This window comes from Dactylosporangium darangshiense, assembly GCF_039537565.1.
GTDB lineage: Bacteria > Actinomycetota > Actinomycetes > Mycobacteriales > Micromonosporaceae > Dactylosporangium > Dactylosporangium darangshiense.
Genome location: NZ_BAABAT010000032.1, coordinates 50,787 through 66,749, shown reverse-complemented (window position 1 = coordinate 66,749; position 15,963 = coordinate 50,787). Strand labels below are relative to the sequence as shown.

19 protein-coding genes are annotated in these 15,963 nt (G+C 74.9%); 10 read left to right on the top strand and 9 right to left on the bottom strand.

The features are described 5' to 3' along the window. Positions 1 to 10: 10 nt before the first annotated feature. From ABD901_RS40230 to ABD901_RS40205, 6 genes are all read left to right on the top strand, one after another. The gene (locus ABD901_RS40230) at positions 11 to 544 is read left to right on the top strand and encodes a SigE family RNA polymerase sigma factor (protein ID WP_345135693.1); all 534 of its coding nucleotides are present in this window, start codon (positions 11 to 13) and stop codon (positions 542 to 544) included. After that, positions 525 to 1,586 carry a hypothetical protein gene (locus ABD901_RS40225; RefSeq protein ID WP_345135691.1) on the top strand — a complete coding sequence of 354 codons (1,062 nt, stop codon included), beginning with the start codon at positions 525 to 527 and terminating at the stop codon, positions 1,584 to 1,586. The genes ABD901_RS40230 and ABD901_RS40225 overlap by 20 nt, the downstream gene beginning before the upstream one ends. A 70-nt stretch (positions 1,587 to 1,656) precedes the next feature. After that, positions 1,657 to 2,133, top strand: a complete 477-nt coding sequence (locus tag ABD901_RS40220) for a hypothetical protein (RefSeq protein WP_345135689.1) — start codon at positions 1,657 to 1,659, stop codon at positions 2,131 to 2,133. 105 nt (positions 2,134 to 2,238) lie between these two features. Then, the gene (locus ABD901_RS40215) at positions 2,239 to 3,435 is read left to right on the top strand and encodes a hypothetical protein (RefSeq protein WP_345135686.1); all 1,197 of its coding nucleotides are present in this window, start codon (positions 2,239 to 2,241) and stop codon (positions 3,433 to 3,435) included. Between the two features lie 49 nt (positions 3,436 to 3,484). Continuing rightward, positions 3,485 to 4,657, top strand: a complete 1,173-nt coding sequence (locus ABD901_RS40210) for an AAA family ATPase (RefSeq protein WP_345135685.1) — start codon at positions 3,485 to 3,487, stop codon at positions 4,655 to 4,657. Then, positions 4,654 to 5,859, top strand: a complete 1,206-nt coding sequence (locus ABD901_RS40205; RefSeq protein WP_345135684.1) for a vWA domain-containing protein — start codon at positions 4,654 to 4,656, stop codon at positions 5,857 to 5,859. The genes ABD901_RS40210 and ABD901_RS40205 overlap by 4 nt, the downstream gene beginning before the upstream one ends. Before the next feature lie 258 nt (positions 5,860 to 6,117). Here the strand turns inward: ABD901_RS40205 and ABD901_RS40200 are convergent, their stop codons facing one another. Continuing rightward, a complete protein-coding gene (locus ABD901_RS40200) occupies positions 6,118 to 6,984 on the bottom strand; it encodes a LysR family transcriptional regulator (protein ID WP_345135683.1) in 867 nt (288 codons plus the stop codon). Between the two features lie 75 nt (positions 6,985 to 7,059). On the opposite strand from ABD901_RS40200, the gene ABD901_RS40195 reads away from it, so the two are divergent. Next, positions 7,060 to 7,782 (top strand): CTP synthase C-terminal region-related (seleno)protein, encoded by a 723-nt coding sequence (locus tag ABD901_RS40195; RefSeq protein ID WP_345135682.1) that lies wholly within the window; start codon positions 7,060 to 7,062, stop codon positions 7,780 to 7,782. 250 nt (positions 7,783 to 8,032) lie between these two features. On the opposite strand, the gene ABD901_RS40190 is transcribed toward ABD901_RS40195, so the two are convergent. From ABD901_RS40190 to ABD901_RS40175, 4 genes are all read right to left on the bottom strand, one after another. Further along, positions 8,033 to 8,791: a metallophosphoesterase gene (locus ABD901_RS40190; protein WP_345135680.1), complete on the bottom strand. Its 759-nt coding sequence runs from the start codon at positions 8,789 to 8,791 to the stop codon at positions 8,033 to 8,035. Between the two features lie 32 nt (positions 8,792 to 8,823). After that, positions 8,824 to 9,279 (bottom strand): PaaI family thioesterase, encoded by a 456-nt coding sequence (locus ABD901_RS40185; protein WP_345135678.1) that lies wholly within the window; start codon positions 9,277 to 9,279, stop codon positions 8,824 to 8,826. A 57-nt stretch (positions 9,280 to 9,336) separates the two neighbouring features. Beyond that, positions 9,337 to 10,440: an amidase family protein gene (locus ABD901_RS40180; protein ID WP_345135675.1), complete on the bottom strand. Its 1,104-nt coding sequence runs from the start codon at positions 10,438 to 10,440 to the stop codon at positions 9,337 to 9,339. A gap of 71 nt (positions 10,441 to 10,511) precedes the next feature. After that, positions 10,512 to 11,339, bottom strand: coding sequence for a GDSL-type esterase/lipase family protein (locus ABD901_RS40175; RefSeq protein WP_345135674.1), 828 nt, complete (start codon positions 11,337 to 11,339; stop codon positions 10,512 to 10,514). Positions 11,340 to 11,427: 88 nt separating this feature from the next. Between ABD901_RS40175 and ABD901_RS40170 the strand changes: the two genes are divergently transcribed. Together ABD901_RS40170 and ABD901_RS40165 are read left to right on the top strand one after the other, a co-directional pair. Then, positions 11,428 to 12,435, top strand: coding sequence for an LLM class flavin-dependent oxidoreductase (locus ABD901_RS40170; RefSeq protein WP_345135671.1), 1,008 nt, complete (start codon positions 11,428 to 11,430; stop codon positions 12,433 to 12,435). Positions 12,436 to 12,554: 119 nt separating this feature from the next. Then, complete coding sequence (locus ABD901_RS40165; RefSeq protein WP_345135669.1) at positions 12,555 to 13,067, top strand: GNAT family N-acetyltransferase; 513 nt, start codon at positions 12,555 to 12,557, stop codon at positions 13,065 to 13,067. Between the two features lie 9 nt (positions 13,068 to 13,076). Here the strand turns inward: ABD901_RS40165 and ABD901_RS40160 are convergent, their stop codons facing one another. Both ABD901_RS40160 and ABD901_RS40155 read right to left on the bottom strand, forming a co-directional pair. After that, positions 13,077 to 13,232, bottom strand: coding sequence for a hypothetical protein (locus ABD901_RS40160; protein ID WP_345135667.1), 156 nt, complete (start codon positions 13,230 to 13,232; stop codon positions 13,077 to 13,079). A 55-nt stretch (positions 13,233 to 13,287) separates the two neighbouring features. Continuing rightward, positions 13,288 to 13,806 carry a gluconokinase gene (locus ABD901_RS40155; protein WP_345135663.1) on the bottom strand — a complete coding sequence of 173 codons (519 nt, stop codon included), beginning with the start codon at positions 13,804 to 13,806 and terminating at the stop codon, positions 13,288 to 13,290. 59 nt (positions 13,807 to 13,865) lie between these two features. Here ABD901_RS40155 and ABD901_RS40150 point away from each other — a divergent pair, with 59 nt between their 5' ends. Beyond that, entirely contained in the window at positions 13,866 to 14,840 is a 975-nt protein-coding gene (locus ABD901_RS40150; RefSeq protein WP_345135660.1) for a GNAT family N-acetyltransferase, read from the top strand. On the opposite strand, the gene ABD901_RS40145 is transcribed toward ABD901_RS40150, so the two are convergent. Then, entirely contained in the window at positions 14,837 to 15,235 is a 399-nt protein-coding gene (locus ABD901_RS40145) for a hypothetical protein (protein ID WP_345135657.1), read from the bottom strand. The two genes, ABD901_RS40150 and ABD901_RS40145, sit on opposite strands and share 4 nt — an antisense overlap. 52 nt (positions 15,236 to 15,287) lie before the next feature. Further along, positions 15,288 to 15,950 (bottom strand): response regulator transcription factor, encoded by a 663-nt coding sequence (locus ABD901_RS40140; RefSeq protein WP_345135655.1) that lies wholly within the window; start codon positions 15,948 to 15,950, stop codon positions 15,288 to 15,290. Between the last annotated feature and the right edge of the window lie 13 nt (positions 15,951 to 15,963).

The following is a 15,963-nucleotide window of genomic DNA, read 5'->3' as shown; positions in this document are numbered from 1 at the left end:
TCTTACCCGTGTGAGGGACGACGAGGCACAGTTCCGGGACTTCGTCGGTGTGCAGCTGGAGCCGTTGCGCGGCCTGGCGTACCTGACGTGCGGGGACTGGCAGACCGGCGAGGACGCGGTGCTCACCGTGCTCGCCCGGCTCTACGCCAGATGGCGGCACATCGACAACCCGCTCGCGTACGCCCGCACCGCCGTGGTGCGCGCGGCGATCGACGAGACCCGCCGGCCCTGGTGGCGGCGCAAGGAGTCGGCCGGCGACGCGCTGCCCGACCGGCCGCTGCCGGGCGACGGCACCGGCGAGGTCGATGAGCGGCTGCGCATCCGGGCCGCCCTGCTGCACCTGCCGGCTCGGCAGCGGGCCGTGGTGGTGCTGCGCTTCCTGGAGGGGCTCAGCGTGCAGCAGACGGCGGAGGCGATGGGCTGCCCGGAAGGCACGGTCAAGGCGTACACCTCGCGCGGCCTCGACGGCCTGCGCCGGATCCTCGGGACCGACTTTTCCATCGAGACACACACGGAGGGGCACTATGAGGTCCGATCTGGCTGAGCTGCTGCGGGAGGCGCGTACCGCAGTACCGCCGCCGCGCTTCGACATCGAGGACGCCGTCGCCGCCGGCCGCCGGCGGCGGATGCGCCGCCGCGCGGGCTGGGCGGGCACGACGGGCGCCGCCACGCTGGCCCTCGGCCTGGCCGCCACGGTCCTGGCGCCGCACCTCGGCCGTTCGCCCGACCCCGTCGCCGGAAGCGCCTCGCCCCGCACGCCGCAGTTCGCGTTCCCGGCCGACCCGCTGATCGGCAACATCCAGGCCGCGGACCTCGAGGGCACACTGCGGATGTCCGGGACCGTGCTCGTCGCGCCGACGTTCCAGGCGGCCCTGGTGACCCGCCCGGACCTGCCCGGCGTGCGCATCGAGGACGACGGCACGCGGCACGAGTACGGCATCGCCGCCGCGGTCGTCGTCGTGTACCGCCCGGGCGCCTTCGATGCGGCGGCCTTCACCGGTGGCGAGCCGGTCTCGGTCGACGGCCGCCCCGGCCGGTACCTCACGTCGTACCAGATCGGGACCGGCCGGCCCGGCGGCCCGGCGGTGGCGTGGCAGTACGCCGAATATGCCTGGGCTGTCATCGCGGCCACCGACCAGCGCCCGGCGCCGAGCCTCGAGCAGCTGCTCGGCCTGGCCGTGGCGCTGCGCTCGGGTGAGCCGCGGGTCCCGAGCCTGGCCTTCAGGCTGGGCACGGTGCCCGCCGGCTTCACGGTGCAGGCGGCCGGCACGGCGGACCCCGGCCTGACCGTGAGCCTGCCCGGCGAGTCGTTTGTCAGCCTGGTCAATCCGGGGGGCCAGGAGATCGCGCTGACGCTGCACCCCTCCTGGTGGGGCGAGCACCACGGCACCGCCGGCGAGGCAAGCTGCCCGCAGCAGGGCCTTTGCTACACCACCTCCCCGGACGGGAAGTGGCAGGTCGAGGCCGACGGCCGCCAGGAGGCCGGCGACGACGAGCTCCTGGCGATGCTGCGCTCCATCACCTTCGCCGACCCGGCCAACCCCTACACGTGGTTCCCCCTGACCACCGCGGTCCCGTCCTCCTGACCCGTCGGGCTGGGTTCCTATATCGCGAGGTTAACCATTCCTTAGCGTTGCGCGGCGCAGACTGGTCGGCATGAGGATGCGCTGGACGCTGGCGGTGGGCGCGTGGCTGGCGGCCGCGGTCCTGGCCACGGCCGCGTCGATCGGCGCGGTGAACTCGCTGCGCCAGGGCCTGTTCGGCGGCCCGGCCGACTCGCCGCGGCACGAGTCCGAGGTCGAGGCGGAGCTGTCTGCCGGGCCCTCGCCCGCCGTTGTGGACAGCCCGTCGCCGTCGGCTCCGGCTTCGGCTTCGTTTGAGGAAAGCCCGCCGGCCTCCGTCACCCGCGCCCTGTCGACGGGTGGCGGCAGCCTCGTCGTGTCGTGCGACGGCGGGACCGCCACGCTGATGTCGTGGATACCGCGGGCCGGGTTCGAGGCCGACCACGTGGTGCGCGGGCCGGCGGACGTCGTGTCGCTGCGGTTCAAGGCCCGCTCCGGCGGCGGGCAGTTCCGGGCCCGGGTCACCTGCGCCGGCGGCGAGCCGTCGCTGACCGTCTCCGGCGACGACTGAGCACCCGGATGCGGGTTCCTCGACGGGAGCTACCGCTGATACGCTTTCCCCGATGCCTACCGACGAGCGCAGATCGGGGGTCCCGTCCGCCAAAGGTGAGTGCTGATGAGCATTCACGACACGGACGGCACCGATCGCCTGGAGTACTGGCTGCGGATACGTGAGTTCGCCGTACCGCCGCCGATGATCGAGACAGCCACCGCCCGGCGCCTCGCCGGGGACTGGGGCGGGGCCTGCGCCGCGGCGCGGTTCGACGTGGATCTCAACCTGCGGTGGCTCGCGCGTGAGCGCGGGACCGAAGCCGCGGCATGCATCCGCGCCGACCTGCGCCACCTCGCGCCCGACTTGCTGCGGTGGCACATGCCACGGATCGCACCCGACGGGCTCCTGCGCCCGGGACTCACGGTGCGCCTGGCCCGGCACGGCGACCTGCACCTCGTCGCCCGCACGCCGCCCGGCTGGGCCGGCGCCGGGCAGCGGATCAGCCTCGCCGTGTGGGACGGCGGCGCCGCCGGTCGGCACCCGCACCCGCGGCCCGACCGGCACCACCGCTTCGACCTGCACCGGCACCTGTGGGACGCCCGGCGCGCCGGCGACCTCGCCGCCCGCTCCGGCGGGCCCGGCCGATGGTCCGCCGAGGCCGCGATCCTGCGCCAGGCCGACGCCGACGACGACGTCCTGGTGCGCCTCGGAGGGGGCCGGCGGCTGCGGCTGCAACGCGACGGGACCACCCGCCCGGCGCGGCGCCGCGACGCGGGCCTGCCCGTCCTGCCGTACGCGGCGACGTGGGAGCCGCCCGACGTCGGGTTGCTGCGCGCCGGGCTGATCGACCCCGGCCGCCTCCATCCGCTCGTCGCCGCCGCGCTCGCGCCGGGGCACGACCACCGTGCCGCACCCGGGCGCGACGACGGCACCCGCATCGTGGACTGCCGCGGCGCCCGGCACCGCATCGGGCTCGTCGACGGCGTGCTCGTCGCGCTCGACCACGAGCCCGCGCAGCTACGCCGGGAGGAGCTGCTCGCCGCCCTCGGCGGGCCGCCGCTGCCGTGCCTGCAGGCCATCGACGACGCGCACCGGCACCCCGAGTGCCTCGACGACGTACGGGCACGCCTGGACCACGGCGACGCCACCGGTGCGCTCACCGCGGTGGAGGCGCTGCTCGGCCCCGGCGCCTTGCTGCGCAACGGTTCCCTCCGCGACGCCTTGGACAACGCCGTGCGTGGTCGTGTCGCGCACGGCCTCTACCGCGCTGGCCTGTCCGGCCTCGCTCCCGCGACGCCACCGCGCGAACCTCGCCGCTGACGTTTTCCTGATCTTTCGACCTTCTCGGACATTTTAGGGTGATTGCTGCATGCCTACGCTCGACATTGCCGCCGACCTGCTTGCCCTCCTGCGCGACACCGACTCCGAACCGCGCGCCGACACCCAGCTTGAGGCGCTGACCCTCGCCGTCGCCGCCGACCTGCCCGTCCTGCTGTGGGGCGAGCCCGGCATCGGCAAGACCGCCGCGCTCAACCAGCTCGCCGAGGCCCTCGACCTGCCGTTGACCACCGTCATCGCCAGCGTGCACGAGCCCTCCGACTTCGCCGGGCTGCCGGTGGTCGGGGAGGATCCCGCGGTACAAGGCGTGCCCATGGCTCCTCCGGACTGGGCCGTCCGCCTGGTGCGCACCGGGCGCGGGCTGCTCTTCCTCGACGAGCTGTCCACCGCGCCGCCCGCCGTGCAGGCCGCCCTGCTGCGCCTCGTCCTCGAACGCCAGGTCGGCGCCCTGCGCCTGCCACCGCAGGTGCGCATCGTCGCCGCCGCGAACCCGCGCTCCTCCGCCGCCGACGGCTGGGAGCTCAGCGCACCACTGGCGAACCGCTTCGTCCATCTCCAGTGGACATACGACCACGACGTCGTCGTGCGCGGCCTCGGCGGCATCTGGCCGCGCGCCGAGCTGCCCCGCCTCGACGCAGCACGCCTGCGCGACGCCGTCGCACACGCCCGCCGCGCCGTCTGCGGCCTGCTGTCCGTACGCCCGACACTGGTACACAAGCTCCCCGGCGCCGAGGCCCGCCGCGGCGGCGCCTGGCCGTCCCCGCGCAGCTGGGAGATGGCCCTGCGCCTCATCGCCTTCGCCACCGCCGCCGGCGCCTCCCGCGACGCCCTGTCCATGCTGGTCCGCGGGACCGTCGGCGACGGACCCGGCCTGGAACTGCTCGCCGCACTCGACCGGATGGACCTGCCGGACCCCGAGGACCTCCTGGAAAACCCGGCCGCAGCGGTACTCCCCGAGCGCGGCGACATGCGCCAGGCCGCCCTCGACGCGGTCGTCGCAGCAGTACGCCAGCGCCCGACCCGCCAGCGCTGGGACGCCGCCTGGTCCCTGCTGGCCCGCGCCGCCGAGACCGGCCCGCCCGACCTCGTCGTCGTCCCCGCCACGACCCTCGCCGCCCTGCGCGACCACGAGTGGGACGTCCCCGTCGCCATCGAACGCCTCTCCGGCGCCGTCGACCTGACCCGCCGGCTGGCCGCCCGATGACGATGGACTACCAGAAGCTGTACGCGGCCCGCCTGCACGCGGCCCAGGCCCGCCCGTACCTGGCCACCGCCCTCTACGCCCTGCACCCGGTGCCCTCCGTGCGGGTGCCGACGATGGCCGTCGACCGCCACTGGCGCTGCTACATCTCCCCCACCTTCGTCAACCGCACCCCGCTGGAGGAACTGGCCTCCGTCTGGGTACACGAGGTCTCCCACCTGCTACGCGACCACCACGGCCGCAGCGACCGGTACGCCCGCAACGACCGCCTGCGCTCGAACATCGCCGCCGACTGCGAGATCAACGACGACACCTACGGCGACGGCCTGCCCCAGCCCCGGGGCGCCGTCACCCCGGCCGCGATGGGCCTGCAACCGGGCCTGCTCATGGAGGACTACCTGCGGGACCCGCGCCTGGCCGCGTACGACCACGAGTCCGCCTGGCTCGACTGCGGCAGCGGCGCCGACGGCCTGGACCGCCCCTGGGACCTCGGCCCCGACGGCGCCGACGGCCTCACCCCGCAGGAGCGCGACGCCATCCGCTTCCGCGTCGCCGAGGGCATCCGCGGCCGCCCCGGCACCACACCGCGGGGCTGGCGCCGCTGGGCCGAGGAGGCGTTCCACCCGCCCCTGCCCTGGCGGACGCTGCTCGGCGCGGCCGTGCGCGCCGCCGCATCCGCGCCCGGGGCCGGCGAGGACTACGTGTACGCGCGCCCGTCGCGCCGCGCGGCCTCGCTACCCGGGATCGTCCTGCCCAGCCTGCGCCGCCGCCCGCCACGGGTCGCGGTCGTCGTGGACACGTCGGCCTCCGTCAGCGACGCCGAACTCGGCAGCGCGTTGCTCGAGATCGCCGCGATCACCCGCGCCGTCGGCGGCCGCCGCGACCTCGTCACGGTCGTGTCGTGCGACGCCTCCGCGCGCCTCGTCGTGCCACTGTGCCAGGGCGAGGGCATCGCGCTGGTGGGCGGCGGCGGCACCGACCTGCGGGCCGGCTTCACGCGCGCGCTGCGGACCACGCCGCGCCCGGACGTCGTGGTGGCCCTGACCGACGGCCAGACCCCGTGGCCGTCGCAACCCCCACCGTGCCGCACGGTGATCGGCTTGTTCCGCCGCGAACGGGCGCGACTACGGTTCGTGTCCAACGAGGGCGAGTACGAGCCGGAGCCTCTGCCGGACTGGGCCCGCGTCGTCGAGATCGCCACGTAGCGACATGCTTCGACGACACCGCGTCACATCGTTGCTTTCGATTTTTCGGCCGGGTGTAGGATTAGGTTTAGAAAGAGAGGAGCGCACCGCCCGGCTCCTTGTGTTCTTAGCTTGGCCGCGTTCCTCGGTCCGGTTCTTAGGTCGGTGGCCGCCCGGCTCGGTCGATGCAGGGGTCGGAGCTTGGGTCGGTCGGCGCTGGGGATCTGCCGGGGTCCGTCGCGCAGGGGCCGGTGCCGGCGGGTACGGCCCGCGAGGTGGTCAGGTCGTGAGGGCGTTTCGCAGGGCGGCGGCCGCGGCGGTCAACGAGCCGTGGATCAGCTCGGTGCGATGCACCAGCCGCGGCTCCGACACCGGCACGCCGCGCAGCCCCGGGTTCAGCGCCGCGGCCGGCAGCAACACCAGCCCCGCGCCCGCCGCGACCAGCCCCAGCAGCGCGCCGGTGTCCGTGCCGGGATAGACCAGCCCGCCGCGGAATCCCTCGGCCCGGGCCAGCGCGCGCAACTGCGCCGGCGGCGTCGCCACCTCCGGCGCGTCCAGCCACACCGCGTCGGCGAGGTCGGCCAGCCGCACCGAGCGGCGGCCGGCGAGGGGATGGCCGACGGGCAGCGCCACTACGACCGGCGCCTCGGCCAGCACCGCAGTGGTGAGCTCGCCGGCGTCGGGCAGCGGCAGCGGGTCGGACGGCGCCGCCACCCCGTCGACGAGACCCAGGTCGAGCCCGCCGGTGGCGACCCCCGTCGCCACCTCGGACCGTCCACCCACGCGCAGCGTGAACGCCACCCGCGGCATCGCCCGCTGCACGGCCACGAGCCGGGCCGGGTCCAGGCCGCACAGCGGCGTCGCGCCGAGGACCACGGCGGCGGGCGGCGGGCCGGCCAGGCGCGCGACGTCGGCGCGGGCCGCGGCCAGGCGCAGCAGGATCGGGCCGGTGTGCTCCAGCAGGCGGGCGCCGGCGTCGGTGAGCGCGACCGGGCGGCGGCGCAGCAGCGGGGCGCCGACGTCCTGCTCAAGGGCCGCGATCTGCTGGGAGACGGCGGACTGGGTGTAGCCGAGCTCGTCCGCGGCGGCCGAGAACGAGCCCAGCCGCGCCACGGCCGCGAACGTGCGCAGCAGGTGCGGGTCCACGACATCAGTATTGCTTATTTCGGTACCGCAAAGAGTCGTTGGACTGATGCACCCTGCCCACGGCAGGCTCGAGGCATGACGGAAACTCGAACCGCCCGCGTCGCGCTCGTCGGCGACCGCTCGGCCCACGTCCGCTCCCACACCCGCATCCCGGGCCTGATCGACGCGCTGCGCGAGCGTCACGGGCTCGCGCTCGACGCGTACTGGATCCCGACCGAGGAGGTCGCGGGGACCGAACTCACCGGGTTCGACGGCATCTGGCTGGTGCCGGGGTCGCCGTACCGCGACGAAGGCGGGGCCCTGGCCGCGGTGCGCGCCGCGCGGGAGCACGGGATCGCGTTCCTCGGCACGTGCGGCGGCTTTCAGCACCTGATGCTCGAGATCGCCCGCGACCTGTGCGGGCTGCCCAACGTCACCCACGCCGAGAACGACCCCGACGGCGGCGACGCGCTCATCGTGCCGCTGGCCTGCTCGCTCGTCGGGCACGAAGGGGCGGTGCTGCTCACCCGCGGCAGCCTCGCCGAGCGCATCTTCGGGGTGGAGCGGTCGGTCGAGCGGTACCAGTGCTCGTACGGGCTCGACCACGCGTACCTGCCGGCGCTCGAGGCCCATGGGCTGCGCTTCACCGGGCACGACGACTCCGGTGAGGTTCGCATCGCCGAGCTCGACGGGCATCCGTTCATGCTCGGCACGCTGTTCCAGCCGGAGCTCGCGGGTGACGGGACCTACTGCCATCCGGTCATCCGGGCGTTCGCCACCGCGGCGGTGTCGGTCAGCGCGCAGCGCGCCGCCGCCTGACGGGCTCACCGCCGCCTGACGGAGCCGAGGCCGGCGGAGGCTGACGGAGATCGGTGAAGGACGGCGGCGAAGGGCCGCGGAGGGCGGAAGTGAGAGGGCCGGACCAGAAAGGACGAACGCGCGCGCCGCTCAAAGGAACATGTAGAGCGGGCGGTGCGCTCCATATTTCCAAACCTAATCCTACACCCGGCCGAAAAATCGAAAGCGGCGATGTCACCTAGCGTTGTCGATGCCTCACCCTCGCGTGAGGTTACTCGAGCAGTGTGGCGTTGTGCAGGATCAGAGGGGACCAGGACGGGGCGCCGCGTGTGCCGTGGCGAGGGTCGACCGCCACGAAACGGGCGCCGGCCGTGCGGGTGAAGGTGTGGCGCGAGTTCCAGTCTACTGTGGAGCGTTGCTGGATGCGCTCGCGGCAGCGCCAGGACCGTGCGGTGTAGTCGACGATTGCTGAGTGGCCGTGTACCTGGGAGAAGGGCATCGGGGGGCCGGACTCCAGCCAGGACGGGTACAACCTGGTGGCCGCCTCGGCCCACAGCGGGCCGTCGGTGTGCCACAGCAGAGGCTCCGGGCGGGTGTTGAGCAGAGCCGCCGCCGTTGCGGCGGTGACCGGCTCGCCCAGCTCCGTCCAGGCCGCCGCGGTCAGGCCGGCGTGGGTGACGAGCAGGTCCTCGCCGTCCTCGGTGCGCACGGCGGCGGCTATGCGTAGGCGGTCGCGCAACCACCAGTCGCGTAGCAGTGCCGCGTCGGGCTCGGCCAGAGGGACGGGCCAGAAGGGGGCGATGCCGCCGCCCACGTACTGCGCCTCGTGGTTGCCGGCCAGTTGCACCCAGGTCGAGGGCGGGCGGGAGGCCACGTAGGCCAGCACGCCGGCGCTGTCGGGGCCGCGGTCCACCAGGTCGCCTACCTGGATGACGACCGTGTCGAGGGACAGGGACTCGAGGTCGTCGACGGCGCGGGTCAGCTGCGTCAGGCAGCCGCCCACATCGCCGATGATCGCGATGGTCGCCACCGGGCGAACGATAGCTCGCCGAAGATGTACCGTCAGCGGCGGCGCAGGCTCCACTCGAAGCTTCCGACGCACACGACGACGCCCTCGGCGTCGGTGACCTCGGCCTCGGTCATGGTGCGGGCGACCTTGGCCGCGCCGGAGCAGACGGCGGCGACCGCGGTGCGCTCCTCCTCCTCGAGGCGGCACGTCGCCGTCAGGCGGCCGCGTGCGGGGGCGAGGAAGCGCAGCTCGGCGGCGGAGCCGAGCGGGATCACGCCGTTGAAGCCGTCGGGGGTCTCGATCGCGGCGATGATGGCGGCCAGGCCGGCCGCGTCGATGAGGGTGATCAGGCCGCTGGAGTGCAGGGAGCCGATGACGTTGGTCAGGGCGGGCGGCACCTGGGCGGCGACCTTGCCGACGCCGTCCGCGGCGCGCACCACCTCCAGGCCCAGCGTGCGGTGGGCGGGAATCGGGTCGAGCAGCCGCCGGGCCAGGTCCGTCGCGTCCATGCCGGGACCGTAGGCCGGGGACGGCCCGAGCGGAAGACCCCCGACGAGGCCGCCGGCCTACAGCAGCAGGGACAGCAGGGCCCGGTCGCTGCCGGGCGGGGCGACGAGGGCGATGCCGGCGGGCGGGGAGGCGCCGGTCGGCACGGAGACGCTGGGCAGGCCGAAGGCGCTGGCCGGGACCGCGCAGCGCAGCGTCTCGCGCCGCCAGGCGTCGCGGCCGGCGACGCCGAGGTCGCGGGGGTGGCCGGGGCCGCCGGCCGGCAGTGCCAGCCAGGCGTCGTCGCCGAGCAGGTCGAGCAGTTCGGCCCGCCATGCGGCGATGCGGGCGCGGGCCGCGGCCTCCTGCTCGGCGGACACGCCGGCGCCGAAGCGGAACCGGGCCTCGACGTCGAGGCCGAGGGAGCGCGGGTGTGCCTCGATCCAGGCGCCGTGCGCCCGCCAGGCCTCGGCCGCCTGGACCTGCCGGAAGGCCAGCAGCAGCGGGTCGGGGTCGTCCCAGGTGGACAGCGACGCCTCGGCGACGGGCAGGCCGAAACTGGCGGCGGTTCCCGCCGTGCCCCCGAGGCAGAGCAGGCGGGACGGCGGGGCTTGCGGGCCCGGCGGCAGCAGCACGTCGCCGACCACGGCCAGTGTCGCCGCGTCCCGCGTGATCCAGCCGACGGTGTCGAACGACGGGGCGAGGGGCAGCACGCCCTGTGTCGGGACGGCGCCGTGGGTGGGTCGCAGGCCGAAGAGGCCGCAGCAGCTGGCGGGGACGCGGATGGAGCCGCCGGTGTCGGTGCCCAGGCCGATGTCGGCGTGGCCGGTCGCGACCGCGGAGGCGGGGCCGCTGGACGAGCCGCCGGTGACGAGGCCGGGCGCGGCCGGGTTGGGCGGGGTGCCGTAGTGCTTGTTGGTGCCGGAGAGCGAGTACGCCAGCTCGTCGGTGTGCGCGATGCCCTGCACGACGGCGCCGGCGGCACGCAGCCGGGCCACGGCGGGTGCGTCCTCGGCGGCGGGCAGCGCCTCGGCGAGCCAGTCCGGGTTGCCGCCGCCGACCGCGAAGCCGGTGACGGCGAAGAGGTCCTTGACGGCGAGCCGCATCCCGTCCAGCGGTCCGTGGCCGGTGGCCGGGGCCAGCGGCATGCCCTTGACCCGCCACACGCTGGGGTCTGCTGTCACGTTGTGCAGGGTACTGCGTAGCGCGGCTCGGCGCGCCCGGTCACGCTGGGTGACCACCTCCGTGTAAACGGCTACCAGGTCGGCGGGCCGGGCCAGGTGGCGGCGGCGAGGGCGTTCTGGCCTGCGGCGTTGGGGTGGAAGAAGTCCTGCGCGGTGACCATGTCGAGCGTGAAGCGGACCCGGTGCGCCGCTCCCCCGTCGTCGCGGCACCGCGGGCCGTAGGCGCGGCACGCGGCGGCGAGCTCGGCGTTGTACGCGTCGACGCGGGCCGCGAACGCCTTGCGCCGCTCGGCCGCGGCGGGCGCGGTCGAGGCCGGGTCGGCGAGCAGCGCCGGGCAGAGGCCGAGCGACCACGCCTTCACCGCCAGGCGGTTGGTGTGCCCGATCTCCCAGAGGCGGTTGATGTCGGGGATGCTGACGACGAGGACCCGCGCGCCGGGCAGCCCGGCGTGCAGCACCGCCAGGGCGGCGTCGACGTGCCGGCGGAACGTCTCGACGGGGGTCATGTCGGCCAGTGCGCCCCGGCAGGCGTCGTCGGCGCCGATGAGGATGGTGATGTACCGCGCGCCGGCCTTCACCGCCGCGCCGGCCTGGCCGGCGAGGGCGTCGGCGCGCACGTTGACGGCGGCGAGGTTGTGGTTGCCGCCGCGCAGGCCCGGGTTGTCGCGCAGCAGCCGCCGGTAGTGGCTGTCGACCTTGGTGCCGTCGCCGGTCGACCAGGAGTTGCGCGGGCACGGGCTCGGGGCGAGGCAGGAGGCGAAGGCGTCGGTGATGGAGTCGCCGAGTGCGGCCATGGAGGCGATGCCGCCGCTTGCAGCCGGCTTCGCCGCACCTGCCGCGCCCTCGCAGGCGATGGCGAGCAGGGCCAGGCCGGCCAGCAGCAGGGTCCAGCCGCGCATGCGCAGCAGTCTATGCCATGCGAGCTCCAGGCGTCCTAGGATCCTAGTTTGTGGAATATTCCCGGTACCCCGGTGTTGACCATGATCTGTGAGTGAACTTCCGCTTTCGGTGCTCGACGTCGCACCGGTCTCCGTCAACGGCTCCGCCGGCGAGGCGCTGTCGCACACCACCGAGCTGGCGCGCCGCGTCGAGGCTCTCGGGTACAGCCGGTTCTGGGTCGCCGAGCACCACAACATGCCGGCCATCGCGAGCTCCTCACCGGCCGTGCTGCTGGCCCACCTCGCCGCCGCGACAAGCACCATCCGGGTCGGTTCGGGGGGTGTGATGCTGCCCAACCACGCCCCGCTGGTCGTCGCCGAGCAGTTCGGCACCCTGGAGGCGCTGCACCCGGGCCGCATCGACCTCGGCATCGGCCGCGCGCCCGGCACCGACCAGTACACGGCGCTCGCGCTGCGCCGCACCATGGAGGGGCTGTCGGCGGAGCACTTCCCCGAGGAGCTGCAGGACCTCATCGGGTATTTCGAGGGCACGGGCCGCATCCTCGCCTCACCCGGCCAGGGCGAGCGGCCCGACGTATGGCTGCTCGGCTCCAGCGGGTACAGCGCCCAGCTCGCCGGCGCCCTCGGCCTGCCGTTCGCGTTCGCGCACCACTTCAGCGCGCAGAACACGCTGCCGGCCCTAGCGCTCTACCGCACGCACTTCCGCCCGTCGGCGCGCCTCGCCGAGCCGTACGCGATGGTCGCCGTCAGCGCGGTCGCGGCGCCCACCGACGAGGAGGCCGAGTTCCTGTCCGGCCCGAGCGCCCTGTCGTTCCTGAAGCTGCGCTCCGGGCGCCCCGAGCCCCTGGCCACGCCCGAGGAGGCGGCCGCCTACCCCTACAGCGAGCGCGAGCGGGAGTTCGTGCTGCAGCGCCGCGAAGGGCAGGCGCTGGGCTCGCCGGAGACGGTCCGCAAGCAGCTCACCGAGCTGCTGGAGGCGACCCGCGCCGACGAGTTCATGCTGACCTGCATGGTGTACGACTTGGAGGCGCGGGCCCGCTCGTTCGAGCTGATCCGCACCGAGGTCGCCCCGTCGCTGCGCACCGCGGCGGGCTGACACCCTGCCACGCCTCGCGGTAGCGTCACGCGATTACGGCGCAGCGCCCGATGGCGGCGTCCGCGAACTTCGGCGAAGATGGCGGGCGATCTTGCGGGCCGAGGTGAGGTGGGGAACCTGTGAACAACAAGACCTGGGTGCGGTTGCGGCCGGTGCTCGACGGCGACCTGGCGATGTTCCGCCGGTTCGCGACCGAGCCGGGCCTGGCCGGCGCGGCCTGGACCGGCTACCACGAGCCGAACGGCCCGGCGCGGCGCTTCGCGCACGACGGCTACCTCGGCGCCGAGGACGGCCGCCTCATGGTCGAGGCCGACGAGACCGCGGCCGGGTACGTGCACTGGTTCGCCATCGGGTCGGGGATGTCGCAGTACTGGGGCGTCGGCATCGTGCTGCTGCCGGAGTGGCGCGGCCGGGGGGTCGGTTGGCGCGCGCAGACGCTGCTGTGCGACTACCTGTTCGCGAGCACCCCGGCGCAGCGCGTCGAGGCCCGCGTCCAGCCCGAGAACATCGCCGAGCAGAAGGCCCTCGAAAAGGTGGGGTTCCTGAGCGAGGGCATCCTGCGCTCCGCCGAGTTCCGCGACGGTGCCTGGCGCGACGTGCTGGTCTACGGCCGCCTCCGCGGCGACCGCTGAGGAGGCGGCCTACTCGCCGTTGCGCGATCCGCGGGCGAACGCCACCGCGCCGGCCGCGACGACGACCGCCGCCACGACGACGCCGACAAGGGCCCACCGTCGCCGGCGCGGGCGGCGGATCTCGGGCAGGTGCAGTTGCTCTTCGCTGCTGAGGTCATGGGTCACGGCCGTGATGATGCTCGCCCGGCATGCGGAACGGATCGACCGCCCAGCCGACGTTTCATCGCCGAACGTCGGGGTGCGCCGCCAGGATCGCCTCGACGATCTCGTTCGGCGGCGGCTCGACCGGCACCACGGTCACGCCCTCGACCGGCTGCGGCGGCTCCAGGTCGGCGAACTGGCTGTCGAGCATCTCCGCGCGCATGAAGTGGCCGTGGCGGGCCGTGAGCCGGCGCGCGATCAGCTCGCGGGAGCCGTCGAGGAACACCACCCGCACCTGCGGGCGGCCCTCGCGCAGGCGGTCGCGGTAGACGCGCTTGAGGCCGGAGCACGTCACGACGCCGGGCTCGCCGGCGGCGGCGCGCTCGTCGATCCAGCGCCCGATCGCCGCCAGCCAGGGCTGCCGGTCGGCGTCGGTGAGCGGGACGCCGGCGGCCATCTTGTCCACGTTGGCGGCGGGGTGGAAGTCGTCGGCCTCGGCGTAGACCCATCCGAGCCGGCCGGCCAGCAGCGCGCCCACGGTGGTCTTTCCGGTGCCGGCGACGCCCATCACGATGAACACCGGCGGCGCGTCTGGCATGGCCACACGCTACCCGCGGAGGCGGGCGGCCACACCTGCGGCCGGGGTAGGGTCCGGTCGTGATCGTGCGCGACGCGACGGACGGCGACCGGGCCTGGATGGGTGCGGTGCTCGCGGCGAGCTGGGGCGAGGCCCGCGTCGTCGTGGACGGGCGCGCCCGCGACGCCGCGGCGCTGCCGGGGCTGGTGGCCGAGGACGGCGGGCGGCGGGCGGGGCTGCTGACGTACGAGATCGGGCCGGCCGGGCTCGAGGTCGTCACCCTCGACGCGCTCGAGCGCGGGCGCGGGGCCGGCTCGGCGCTGCTGGACGCGGCCCGCCGCACGGCCGCCGCGCACGGGCGGGCCCGGGTGTGGCTGGTGACGACGAACGACAACCTCGACGCGCTGCGCTTCTACCAGCGCCGCGGGATGCGTATCGCCCGCGTCCGGCCCGGTGCCGTGGACCGCAGCCGCCTGGTGAAGCCGGCGATCGCGGTCGACGGGGAGTACCACATCGAGATCCACGACGAGCTCGAGCTGGAGGTGACCGCGGCGCCCGCGCGGGTGCGCCCCGGCGGGCTCGACGATGTGCCGGCCGTGCTCGCGCTGCTCGACGGCGCGACCCGGTGGCTGGTTGAGCGCGGGCGGACCGGGCAGTGGGGCACCGAGCCGCACTCGGCGAACCCGCGCCGGCTGGCGACGCTGCGCAGCTGGGCGCCGCTGGGGCACCTGCATCTGGCCGAGATCGAGGGGCGCTGCGCCGGCGCGCTCGTCGTCGGCGCGGCACCCGACTACGTGCCGGCCGTCGAGGGGCCGGAGCTGTACGTCAACCTGCTCGTCACCGCCCGCGAGCACGCCGGCCTGGGGCTCGGCGGCCTGCTGCTCGACCACGCCCGGGCCCTGGCCGTGCGGCGCGGCCTGCCGCTGCTGCGCGTGGACTGCTACGCCGGCGACGACCGGGCCCTGGTGCGCTGGTACGAGCGGCAGGGCTTCACGCCCACGGAGCCGTTCACGGTCGGTTCCTGGCCCGGGCAGGTCCTCGAGCAACCCCTCTAGCTACGGTCGCAGAGGGCCTCCGCGAGGCGCTCCAGCAGCCACAGGTCGTACCGATAACCGGATGCGCCGGAGCGGCGCACGGCGACGAGGCCGCCGGCGCCGCCGTGCACGCGCACGTCGCGCCAGACCGGGCCGACCGCGGGCAGCGCGGCGAGCACGGCCGCCGCCGCCGGTGGGGCGCCCGCGTCGACGACGAACGTTCCGGCGGCGTTGCCGAGCGCCTGCAGATCGGGCACGGGGGCGCCGACCCGGGTGACCATCGCGCCGCCCTCGGCGCCGATCTCGACCGCCCGGCCGCCGCGGCTGCCGGCGAGGCGCACGCCGTCGTCGTCCTCGACCCGGGCCAGCCCGGCGGGCACGACCTCGGCGAGGAGTTCGGTCAGGCGCGCATCCACCCGTACAGGGTCACGGAGGGCGGCACCGAAAGCAGTGGTGCGCGCACCACAGTCAGCGGTCGGCGAGGTACAGCAGCACGGCGCCGACGCGGCGGTGGGTCTCGCCCTCCTCGGCGAGGCCGAGCTTGGCGAAGATGGAGTTGATGTGCCGCTCGACCGCGCGGACGGTGACGAACAGCCGGTCGGCGATCGTGGCGTTGTTCGCCCCGGTGGCCATCTCGGACAGCACCTGGCGCTCCCGGGCGGTCAGGTGGCGCAGCGCGCTGCTGGCCGGGCGGCTGCGGGCGGTGAGCATCGCCTCGACGATCCGCGGGTCGATGACCGAGCCGCCGCCGGCGACGGCGCGGACCGCCTCGGCGAGCTGCCCGGGCTGCGCGACGCGCTCCTTGAGCAGGTACGCCCGCCCGGCCACGCCGTCCTGCAGCAGGGCGGTGGCGTGCGCCGGGTCGTCGTACTGGCTGAGGACCACCACGCCGACCGACGGATGGCCGGCCCGCAGCGCGATCGCGGCCCGCACGCCCTCGTCGGTGTTCGTCGGCGGCATGCAGATGTCGGTGACCACGACATCCGGCGCCAATTGCTCCACAGTGGACAAAAGCTCGTCGTGGTCGGCGGCCAGTCCGATAACCGACAGGTCGGGCTGGTCGCTGAGCAGTGCCCGCACACCCTCCCGCACCAGCAGACTGTCATCGGCCACCACGACCCGGATTCCCATGGGTCCGTAACCT